Consider the following 10877-nt stretch of genomic DNA (forward strand, 5'->3'; position numbering starts at 1 on the left):
GTCTCGGCAAGGACCGCGACGATGAGTTCGCCATCCTTAACCGCAACATGACCAGCCGTCTGCGCGACCTGATCGTTGGCAAGAAGGCCGTCTCGGGTCCCAAGGGCCTGGGCCGCGGCGAGATCACCGAAGAGAAGCTGGCCGAGATCGCGCCTGGCCTGTGGTCGCAGATCGCCCTCGACGACGAGAAGGCGATGGGCGAGCTGGAGGCCCTGCGCCGTCAGTTCGACGAGGCCCGCAAGCGCCTCGACCGCCGCTTCGAAGACAAGGTCGACAAGCTGCAGCGAGGCGACGAGCTGCCTCCGGGCGTGATGAAGATGGTCAAGGTGTTCGTCGCGGTGAAGCGCAAGCTGCAGCCGGGCGACAAGATGGCCGGCCGTCACGGCAACAAGGGCGTCATCTCCAAGATCCTGCCGATCGAGGACATGCCCTTCCTGGAAGACGGCACCCACGTCGACATCGTGCTCAACCCGCTGGGCGTGCCCTCGCGGATGAACGTCGGCCAGATCTTCGAAACCCACCTGGGTTGGGCGGCCGCGGGCCTGGGCCGGCAGATTTCCGATCTGCTGGAAGCCTGGCAGCATGGCGGCCAGAAGCAGGCCCTGATCGATCACCTGCGCGACACCTACGGCGCCGACCAGGAACTCCCCGACACCGAGGAGGAACTGATCGAGCTGGCGAAGAACCTCTCGAAGGGCGTGCCCTTCGCGACCCCGGTCTTCGACGGCGCGCACATCGACGACATCGAGAACCTGCTGGAGAAGGCGGGCCTGGCGCGTTCGGGCCAGTCGATCCTGTACGACGGCCAGACCGGCGAGCAGTTCAAGCGTCCGGTCACGGTCGGCTACATCTATATGCTGAAGCTGCACCACCTGGTGGACGACAAGATCCACGCCCGCTCGATCGGCCCGTACTCGCTGGTCACCCAGCAGCCGCTGGGCGGCAAGGCGCAGTTCGGCGGACAGCGCTTCGGCGAGATGGAGGTGTGGGCGCTGGAGGCCTACGGCGCGGCCTACACCCTGCAGGAAATGCTGACGGTGAAGTCCGACGACGTGGCCGGCCGAACCAAGGTCTACGAGGCGATCGTCCGCGGCGACGACAGCTTCGAGGCGGGCATCCCCGAGAGCTTCAACGTGCTCGTCAAGGAAATGCGCTCGCTGGGCCTGAACGTGGAGCTGGAGAACAGCTGATCGACCGAACAACCCCTCCTCGCGCAAGCGGGGAGGGACGGTCTCTCGCTCTCTCCACATGAAATTACGCGGGAAGCCCCGCAGAAGGAATCAAGATGAACCAGGAAGTCCTGAACATCTTCAACCCGGTCCCGGTCACCCCGACCTTCGACCAGATCAAGATCGCCCTGGCCTCGCCGGAGAAGATCCGGTCGTGGTCGTTCGGCGAGATCAAGAAGCCGGAAACCATCAACTACCGCACGTTCAAGCCCGAGCGCGATGGCCTGTTCTGCGCCCGCATCTTTGGCCCGACCAAGGACTACGAATGCCTGTGCGGCAAGTACAAGCGCATGAAGTACAAGGGCATCATCTGCGAGAAGTGCGGCGTCGAGGTCACCCTGGCCCGCGTCCGGCGCGAGCGGATGGGCCACATCGAACTGGCCGCCCCGGTCGCCCACATCTGGTTCCTGAAGTCGCTGCCGTCGCGCATCTCGCTGATGCTCGACATGGCGCTGAAGGACGTCGAGCGCGTCCTGTATTTCGAGAACTACATCGTCACCGAGCCGGGCCTGACCCCGCTGAAGCAGAACCAGCTGCTGACGGAAGACGAGTTCTACCGCTACCAGGACGAGTTCGGCGATGACGGCTTCACCGCCGAGATCGGCGCCGAGGCCGTGCGCAATCTGTTGATCGGCATCGACCTGCACGCCGAGGCCGAGAAGCACCGCGCCGAACTGGCCGACAGCCCCTCGGAAATGAAGGCCAAGAAGGCCTCCAAGCGCCTGAAGCTGATCGAGGCCTTCCTCGAGAGCGGCAACAAGCCCGAGTGGATGATCCTGACGGTCGTGCCGGTGATCCCGCCGGAACTGCGCCCGCTGGTGCCGCTGGACGGCGGCCGCTTCGCCACCTCGGACCTGAACGACCTCTACCGCCGGGTCATCAACCGCAACAACCGCCTGAAGCGGCTGATCGAACTGCGCGCGCCCGACATCATCATCCGCAACGAAAAGCGGATGCTGCAGGAGTCGGTCGACGCCCTGTTCGACAACGGCCGCCGCGGCCGCGTCATCACCGGCGCCAACAAGCGTCCGCTGAAGTCGCTCGCCGACATGCTGAAGGGCAAGCAGGGCCGCTTCCGCCAGAACCTGCTCGGCAAGCGCGTCGACTACTCGGGCCGTTCGGTCATCACCGTGGGTCCCGAACTGAAGCTGCACGAGTGCGGCCTGCCCAAGAAGATGGCGCTGGAGCTGTTCAAGCCGTTCATCTACGCGCGCCTTGACGCCAAGGGCCTGTCGGGCACCGTCAAGCAATCCAAGCGCATGGTCGAGCGTGAGCAGCCGCAGGTGTGGGATATCCTCGACGAGGTCATCCGCGAGCACCCGGTGCTCCTGAACCGCGCCCCGACCCTGCACCGTCTGGGCATCCAGGCGTTCGAGCCGAAGCTGATCGAGGGCAAGGCCATCCGCCTGCACCCGCTGGTCTGCACCGCCTTCAACGCCGACTTCGACGGCGACCAGATGGCCGTTCACGTCCCGCTGTCGCTTGAAGCGCAGCTGGAAGCGCGCGTCCTGATGATGTCGACGAACAACATCCTGTCGCCCGCCAACGGCAAGCCGATCATCGTGCCGTCGCAGGATATCGTGCTGGGCCTGTACTACCTGTCGCTGGTCAAGGAAGGCGAGAAGGGCGAGGGCAAGCTGTTCGCCAACATGGGCGAGATCGATGCGGCGCTCGACGCCGGCGTCGTGACCCTGCACACCAAGATCAAGGCCCGCTGGACCGAGATGAACGCCGCCGGCGAAGTCATCACCAAGGTCATCGACACGACCCCGGGCCGGATGAAGCTGGGCGCCCTGCTGCCGCACAACCCGAACATCGGCTACCGCCTGCTCGAGAAGAACCTGACCAAGAAGGAGATCGGAAACCTGATCGATCAGGTCTATCGCCACTGTGGTCAGAAGGCGACGGTCATCTTCGCCGACCAGATGATGCAGCTGGGCTTCCGTGAAGCCGCCAAGGCCGGCATTTCGTTCGGCAAGGACGACATCGTCATCCCGGCCGCCAAGGCCACCCTGGTCGCCGACACCCGCACCCAGGTCGAGGAGTACGAGCAACAGTACGCCGACGGCCTGATCACCAAGGGCGAGAAGTACAACAAGGTCGTCGACGCTTGGGCCAAGGCCACGGACAAGATCGCCGATGCGATGATGGGCGAGATCGCCCAGCCCCGCGTGCTGGCCAAGGGTCAGAACCCGGACATCAACTCGGTGTTCATGATGGCCAACTCGGGCGCCCGCGGTTCGCAGGCCCAGATGAAGCAGCTGGGCGGCATGCGGGGCCTGATGGCCAAGCCGTCGGGCGAGATCATCGAGACGCCGATCATCTCGAACTTCAAGGAAGGCCTGACCGTCCTTGAGTACTTCAACTCCACCCACGGCGCCCGCAAGGGTCTGGCCGACACCGCGCTGAAAACCGCCAACTCCGGCTATCTGACGCGTCGTCTGGTCGACGTGGCGCAGGACTCGATCGTCACCGAGGACGATTGCGGCTCGACGCGGGGCATCACCCTGCGCGCCGTGGTCGAAGGCGGCGACGTGCTGGTCTCGCTGGGTCAGCGGGTCCTGGGCCGTTACGCGGCCGAGGACATCAAGGAGCCGGGCACCGACAACGTCCTGTTCCCCGCCGACACCTACCTGCAAGAGGAAGAGGTCGAGGTCATCGACGACGCCGGCGTCCAGTCGGTCAAGGTCCGCTCGGCCCTGACGTGCGAGGCCGAGGCCGGCATCTGCGCCTACTGCTACGGCCGTGACCTGGCGCGCGGCACCAACGTCAACATCGGTGAAGCGGTCGGCGTCATCGCGGCGCAGTCGATCGGCGAGCCGGGCACCCAGCTGACGATGCGGACCTTCCACATCGGCGGCACCGCCCAGGTGGCGGAAACCTCGTTCTATGAGGCGACCAACGCCGGCGTGGCGCGGATCAACGGCCCGACCGTCAAGGCGGCGCACGGCGACCTGGTGGCCATGAGCCGCAACGTCACGATCACCATCGTCGTCGACGGCAAGGACCGCGAGACCCACAAGCTGCCCTACGGCGCCCGCCTGCGGGTCACCGAGGGCGCCGAGGTCAAGCGCAGCCAGCGTCTGGCCGAGTGGGACCCCTACACCTCGCCGATCCTGACCGAAGTGGGCGGCACCATCCGCTTCGAGGACCTGGTGGAGGGCCTGTCGGTCCGCGAGGAAACCGACGAAGCTACGGGCATCGCCCAGCGCGTCGTCTCCGACTGGCGCGCCAGCCCCCGCGGCGCGGACCTGCGTCCGGCGATGGGCGTCACCAAGGGCGACGAATACGCCAAGCTGGCCTCGGGCTCCGACGCCCGATACCTGCTGCCGGTGGGCGCGGTTCTGTCCGTGAACAACGGCGACGTGGTCAAGCCGGGCGAGATCATCGCCCGCGTGCCGACCGAGGGCGCCAAGACCCGCGACATCACCGGCGGTCTGCCGCGGGTGGCCGAGCTGTTCGAGGCCCGTCGTCCCAAGGACTGCGCGGTCATCGCCGAGATGGACGGCCGCGTCGAATTCGGTCGCGACTACAAGAACAAGCGCCGCATCAAGATCACGCCCGAGCCCAATGCGGACGGCGTGCAGGGCGAGGCGGTCGAGTTCCTGATCCCGAAGGGCAAGCACATCTCCGTCCACGACGGCGATCTGATTCAGAAGGGCGACTACATCATCGACGGCAACCCGGATCCGCACGACCTGCTGCGCATCCAAGGCGTCGAGGCCCTGGCCGAGTACCTCGTCAACGAAGTGCAGGAGGTCTACCGACTGCAGGGCGTGCCGATCAACGACAAGCACATCGAGGTGATCGTTCGCCAGATGCTGCAGAAGGTCGAGATCATCGACTCGGGCGAGACCACCCTGATCCGTGGCGACACGGTCGAGGTGGCCGAGGCCGTGGCCGAGAACGCCAAGGTCGAGAAGCGCGGCGGCCGACCGGCCACGACGCAGCCGGTCCTGCTGGGCATCACCAAGGCGTCGCTGCAGACCCGCAGCTTCATCTCGGCGGCGTCCTTCCAGGAGACCACCCGCGTCCTCACCGACGCCTCGGTCAACGGCAAGAAGGACACGCTGGAAGGCCTGAAGGAGAACGTCATCGTCGGCCGGCTGATCCCGGCGGGCACCGGCGCCTATCTGCGGGCCCTGCAGAAGGTGGCCAACGAACGCGACGCCGAACTGACGTCGCAGCGGGAAGAGGCCATCGAGCCGCTCCCGGCCGACCTGGCCCTGGAGCTGGAGAACAGCGAGGGCTGATCTCCGGGTCCGACTGAACTGAAGAGAGCGGCTCCGGCGACGGGGCCGCTCTTTTCTTTTGGCCGCTTCCTGTTGAAGCTGCGGGTCCCCCCGGAGACCGCCATGACCCTGACCCCCCTTCCGTCCTTCCGCCTCGACGGCAAACGCGCCCTTGTGACCGGAGGCGGCCGCGGGATCGGCGCGGCCGGGGCGGAGGTCTTCGCCCAGGCCGGGGCGGCCGTGACCCTGTGCGGCCGCACGGCCGGCGATCTGGAGGCGCGGGTGAGCGAAATTCGGGAGGCCGGATTCGAAGCCGACGCCTTCGTGCTGGACGTCACAGACCTCGCCGCCGTCCGCCGGGAGATCGCGGCGCGCGGTCCCTTCGACATCCTGCTGAACAATGCCGGCGTGAACCGCATCCGCTCGATCGTCGAGATCACGGAAGAGGACTATGATGCGGTCCTGAACCTCAACCTGAAATCGGCTCTGTTCGTGGCCCAGGCGGTGGCGAGGGGGCTTCTGGAAGCGGGCCGGCCGGGGTCGATCATCAATGTCTCGTCGCAGATGGGCCATGTCGGCGGCGGCGGCCGGTCGCTGTACAGCGCCTCGAAATGGGGTCTCGAAGGTCTGACCCGCTGCATGGCCATCGACCTGGCTCCCCACGGCGTACGGGTGAACACGATCTGCCCGACCTTCATCGACACCGCAATGACCCGGCCGATCCTCGACACTCCCGGGACGCGCGACTTCGTGCTGAGCCGCATCAAGCTCGGGCGACTGGGCCAGATGGAAGAACTGACGGGGGCCCTCCTGCTGCTGGCGTCCGACGCCTCCACCCTGATGACGGGCGGCTCGGTGATGGTCGACGGGGGCTGGACGGCCGGTTGATCAACCCGCCCGCAGGACGGGGGCTAGGTCAATCCTCCTCGATCTCGCGGATACGGTCCCGCCGGGTGCGCACATTACTGGTCGAATCCGGGCGCAGCGACGGGTCCAGGTGCGCGCCCGCCACGCCCATGCCGAAGTTTGATCCCGGTCCGTCCTGCGGCCCGACCACGCCGACGCCGCCGGAGAGCGGGCGGCGGCGCGCCTCGTACTGGGCCAGCGCGCGGGCGCCCTCGCGCGCGAAGCGTCCGTCGCGTTCAGGATTCCCCGTGCCGCTGATCGGCGGGGCGGCCGCGGCCCGTTCGCCGAGGCGGTCGTCGCACAGGGCCCGTTCGGCCGGGGTCAGCAGGCGTGGACTGGCGCAGCCGACCGGACTTGTGCGCAGGCCCCGGCCGACCCGGTCGCCGGGGGTTTCGGGCCGGACCCGCCAGGGCGCGGTCCCGACATCGGCCGGCGGGGCGGGAGCCCCCGGAGCGGCGAGGCGTGGCGAGGGCGGGTCCTCGTCATCCTCGAGCCTCTGCAGGGGCGCGGTCCGCACGGCCGGCGCTCCGGAGTCGGGCAGGACCAGCGACGGCGCCTCCGGCCGCTCCGGCGGCGGCCGCACCCGGGCGGCCTCGCCGGGCAGCAGGGGGCGGGGCTCGATCTCGAGGTAGATGGCGTGGTCGACAGGCCCGGCCGGCGCGTCCAGACCGAAGGAGCGAAGCCCGATCAGGCCGAGCACGAGACCATGCAGGCCCACGGACACGAGCACGATCACCGGCTTTCGCCAGCGTTCGGCCCGCGACGGCCAGACAAGCCTCAGGTCCCGCATCGGCCCTCCACGTCCTCAACCGGCAGTGGAGGCTGGGAGCGTGGCGGTATTGCGGCCTGTGATTCAGCGACTGTGGGGCCCGTCGCCCTTGACCGGCTCCCCGTCCCGGCGTAGAAGCCGCCCACTTTCGAGGCGGGCGCGTCAGCGTTCATCGAGATCGTGACAATCGAACGACGGGCTGTGCCCGCCGGAACGCCCGAAGCGCGCGTTCCGGCTTTTCTGTTTGTCGCGGGCCTTGCTCGAAATCAATCCCGGGACGGCGCCGCCGGCGTTGTCCGAAAAGAAGGCTCACCGGGGCGCTCCGGCCGAAAGGCACACGCCCCCATCGATTAGAAGAGAACGAGTACTCGATGCCGACTATCAACCAGCTGATCCGCAAGCCGCGCTCGCCCAAGCCGGTCCGCAACAAGGTCCCGGCGCTCAAGGGCTGCCCGCAGCGCCGCGGCGTCTGCACCCGCGTCTACACCACGACCCCGAAGAAGCCGAACTCGGCTCTGCGTAAGGTCGCCAAGGTGCGCCTGACCACCGGCATCGAAGCCGTGTGCTACATCCCCGGCGAGGGCCACAATCTGCAGGAGCACTCGGTGGTCCTGATCCGCGGCGGCCGCGTCAAGGACTTGCCCGGCGTGCGTTACCACATCCTGCGCGGCGTGCTCGACACCCAGGGCGTCAAGGACCGCAAGCAGCGCCGTTCGCACTACGGCGCCAAGCGTCCGAAGTAAGCGAAGACCCACCAGTTTTCCCCGGCCCGTCCGGGGACCCAGAGACCGTTTCAGAAGGCCCAGCCCATGTCCCGTCGTCACCGTGCCCAGAAGCGCGAAGTTCTGCCGGATCCCAAGTTCAAGGATCTGACCGTCACCAAGTTCATGAACTACGTCATGTACGAGGGCAAAAAGGCCGTCGCCGAGAACATCGTCTACGGCGCGTTCGACATCCTGGCCGACAAGAAGAAGGACCAGGAGCCCGTCGCGACCTTCCACTCCGCGCTGGAAAACGTCGCTCCGGCGGTCGAGGTCCGCTCGCGTCGCGTCGGCGGCGCCACCTATCAGGTGCCGGTCGAGGTTCGCCCGGATCGCCGCAAGGCCCTGGCCATCCGCTGGCTGGTCAACGCCGCCCGCAAGCGCGGCGAGAACACCATGACCGAAAAGCTCGCCGCCGAGCTGCTGGACGCTTCGAACAACCGCGGCACCGCGGTCAAGAAGCGCGAAGACACCCATAAGATGGCCGAGGCCAACCGCGCCTTCAGCCACTACCGCTGGTAACGCCTTCAAGGAGCCCTCTTCGGCTCCTATCTACCGACTATCCGGCGCGGGCGGTTTGAGCTAAATCGCCCGCGCCTGCTTATCCAGACAGACGCAAGATCTCCCCGAGGGCGCGAAACGCGTCCTGAACTCACTTCAAGGCACGCTTTCATGGCCCGCACGCACAAGATCGAGGACTACCGCAACTTCGGCATCATGGCCCACATCGACGCGGGCAAGACGACGACGACCGAGCGGATCCTGTATTACACCGGCAAGTCCCACAAGATCGGCGAAGTCCACGACGGCGCCGCCACCATGGACTGGATGGACCAGGAGCAGGAGCGCGGCATCACCATCACGTCCGCCGCGACGACCGCCTTCTGGAAAGAGAAGCGCCTCAACATCATCGACACCCCCGGCCACGTGGACTTCACCATCGAGGTCGAGCGTTCGCTGCGCGTCCTCGACGGCGCCGTGACCGTGCTGGACGGCAACGCCGGCGTCGAGCCGCAGACCGAAACCGTCTGGCGCCAGGCCGACAAATACCGCGTTCCGCGCATCGTCTTCGTCAACAAGATGGACAAGATCGGGGCCGACTTCGACGCCTCGGTGCAGTCGATCCGCGACCGCCTGGGCGCCAAGGCCGTGCCGATCCAGTTCCCGATCGGCGCCGAGAGCTCGCTGTCGGGCCTGGTCGACATCGTCCGCATGAAGGCGGTGGTCTGGGACAACGACGCCCTGGGCGCCAACTTCCGCGACGAGGAAATCCCGGCTGATCTGGTCGACAAGGCCAACGCCGCCCGCCAGTACCTGATCGACAATGCGGTCGAGCTCGATGACGAGGCGATGGAAGCCTACCTCGACGGCCAGGAGCCGTCGGAAGAGACGCTGAAGAAGTGCATCCGCAAGGCCGTGCTGACCGGCGCCTTCTATCCGATCCTGTGCGGCTCGGCGTTCAAGAACAAGGGCGTCCAGACCCTGCTCGACGCCGTCGTCGACTACCTGCCGTCGCCGATCGACATCCCCCCGACCCCGGGCATCGACTTCCGCACCGAGGAGCCGGTCACCCGCAAGGCCTCGGACGACGAGCCCCTGTCGGTTCTCGCCTTCAAGATCATGGACGACCCGTTCGTCGGTTCGCTGACCTTCTGCCGCATCTATTCCGGCAAGATGGAAACCGGCATGAGCCTGCTGAACTCGAGCCGTGACAAGAAGGAGCGCGTCGGCCGCATGCTGCTGATGCACTCGAACGACCGTCAGGACATCAAGGAAGCCTACGCCGGCGACATCGTCGCCCTGGCCGGCCTCAAGGACACCCGCACCGGCGACACCCTGTGCGACCCGATCAAGTCGCCGGTCATCCTTGAGAAGATGGAATTCCCGGCCCCGGTGATCGAGATCTCGGTCGAGCCCAAGACCAAGGCCGACCAGGAGAAGCTGGGCGTCGCCCTGGCCAAGCTGGCCTCGGAGGACCCCTCGTTCACCGTCTCGACCGATCACGAGTCGGGCCAGACCATCCTCAAGGGGATGGGCGAGCTGCACCTCGACATCAAGATCGACATCCTGCGCCGCACCTACAAGGTCGACGCCACCATCGGCGCGCCGCAGGTGGCCTACCGTGAATCCCTCGGCCGCAAGGTCGACATCGACTACACGCACAAGAAGCAGACCGGCGGCACGGGCCAGTTCGCCCGCGTCATGATCACCTTCGAGCCGGGCGAGCCGGGCTCGGGCTTCGTGTTCGAGAGCGCCATCGTCGGCGGCGCCGTGCCCAAGGAATACATCCCGGGCGTTCAGAAGGGTCTGGAGTCCATCAAGGATTCGGGCCTGCTGGCCGGCTTCCCGCTGATCGACTTCAAGGCGACCCTGACGGACGGCAAATACCACGACGTCGACTCCAGCGTGCTGGCGTTCGAGATCGCGGCCCGCGCCGCCTTCCGCGAACTGAAGGAGAAGGGCGCGCCCAAGCTGCTCGAGCCGATCATGGCGGTCGAGGTCGTGACCCCGGAAGATTACCTGGGTTCGGTCATCGGCGACCTGAACGGCCGTCGCGGCATGATCCAGAGCCAGGACATGCGCGGCAACGCCACGGTGGTGAACGCCTTCGTGCCGCTGGCCAACATGTTCGGCTATGTGAACACGCTGCGCGGCATGTCGCAGGGCCGGGCGGTCTTCACCATGCAGTACGACCACTACGAGCCGGTGCCGCAGCACGTCGCCGACGAAGTCATCAAGAAGTACAGCGCTTAACCACCTTGTTCCGGCGGACATCCGTCCGCCGGAGCCCCTGAAACACTAGGACAAAGCCCCCTGTTCAGGGGACGGAGAGAAGAGAATGGCCAAGGAAAAGTTCGAACGCACCAAGCCGCACTGCAACATCGGCACGATCGGTCACGTTGACCACGGCAAGACGACGCTGACGGCGGCGATCACGATGACGCTGGCCAAGTCGGGCGGCGGCAAGGCGATGAACTAC

7 protein-coding genes and 1 pseudogene are annotated in these 10877 nt (G+C 66.7%); 7 read left to right on the plus strand and 1 reads right to left on the minus strand.

What is annotated here, in order from left to right:
• The 3 genes and pseudogenes from VEA98_RS00820 to VEA98_RS00830 form a co-directional block, all read left to right on the plus strand.
• Positions 1-1190 (plus strand): annotated as a pseudogene (locus tag VEA98_RS00820) (DNA-directed RNA polymerase subunit beta); the annotation flags it as partial.
• Between the two features lie 95 nt (positions 1191-1285).
• Positions 1286-5482, plus strand: coding sequence for a DNA-directed RNA polymerase subunit beta' (rpoC, locus tag VEA98_RS00825; protein WP_324810154.1), 4197 nt, complete (start codon positions 1286-1288; stop codon positions 5480-5482).
• 102 nt (positions 5483-5584) lie between these two features.
• Positions 5585-6349 (plus strand): SDR family NAD(P)-dependent oxidoreductase, encoded by a 765-nt coding sequence (locus VEA98_RS00830; protein WP_324810157.1) that lies wholly within the window; start codon positions 5585-5587, stop codon positions 6347-6349.
• A gap of 28 nt (positions 6350-6377) precedes the next feature.
• On the opposite strand, the gene VEA98_RS00835 is transcribed toward VEA98_RS00830, so the two are convergent.
• Positions 6378-7157, minus strand: coding sequence for a hypothetical protein (locus VEA98_RS00835; RefSeq protein ID WP_324810160.1), 780 nt, complete (start codon positions 7155-7157; stop codon positions 6378-6380).
• A gap of 350 nt (positions 7158-7507) precedes the next feature.
• Between VEA98_RS00835 and rpsL the strand changes: the two genes are divergently transcribed.
• The 4 genes from rpsL to VEA98_RS00855 form a co-directional block, all read left to right on the plus strand.
• A complete protein-coding gene (gene rpsL / locus VEA98_RS00840; protein ID WP_300292209.1) occupies positions 7508-7879 on the plus strand; it encodes a 30S ribosomal protein S12 in 372 nt (123 codons plus the stop codon).
• A gap of 66 nt (positions 7880-7945) precedes the next feature.
• Positions 7946-8419: a 30S ribosomal protein S7 gene (gene rpsG, locus VEA98_RS00845; RefSeq protein ID WP_183254056.1), complete on the plus strand. Its 474-nt coding sequence runs from the start codon at positions 7946-7948 to the stop codon at positions 8417-8419.
• Positions 8420-8569: 150 nt separating this feature from the next.
• On the plus strand, positions 8570-10651 hold the full coding sequence (gene fusA, locus VEA98_RS00850; protein ID WP_324810167.1) for an elongation factor G: 2082 nt from the start codon (positions 8570-8572) through the stop codon (positions 10649-10651).
• Between the two features lie 85 nt (positions 10652-10736).
• Positions 10737-10877: GTP-binding protein (locus tag VEA98_RS00855; protein ID WP_324810169.1), on the plus strand; the 141-nt coding region annotated here is incomplete at its 3' end.

The organism is Brevundimonas sp. (assembly GCF_035627055.1).
GTDB lineage: Bacteria > Pseudomonadota > Alphaproteobacteria > Caulobacterales > Caulobacteraceae > Brevundimonas.

Excerpts from the sequence above, each read along its gene's own strand:
- VEA98_RS00835 (WP_324810160.1), bottom strand. The coding sequence starts at position 7,157 with ATGCGGGACCTGAGGCTTGTCTGGCCGTCGCGGGCCGAACGCTGGCGA.
- VEA98_RS00830 (WP_324810157.1), top strand. The coding sequence starts at position 5,585 with ATGACCCTGACCCCCCTTCCGTCCTTCCGCCTCGACGGCAAACGCGCC.
- rpsG (WP_183254056.1), top strand. The coding sequence starts at position 7,946 with ATGTCCCGTCGTCACCGTGCCCAGAAGCGCGAAGTTCTGCCGGATCCC.
- fusA (WP_324810167.1), top strand. The coding sequence starts at position 8,570 with ATGGCCCGCACGCACAAGATCGAGGACTACCGCAACTTCGGCATCATG.
- rpsL (WP_300292209.1), top strand. The coding sequence starts at position 7,508 with ATGCCGACTATCAACCAGCTGATCCGCAAGCCGCGCTCGCCCAAGCCG.
- rpoC (WP_324810154.1), top strand. The coding sequence starts at position 1,286 with ATGAACCAGGAAGTCCTGAACATCTTCAACCCGGTCCCGGTCACCCCG.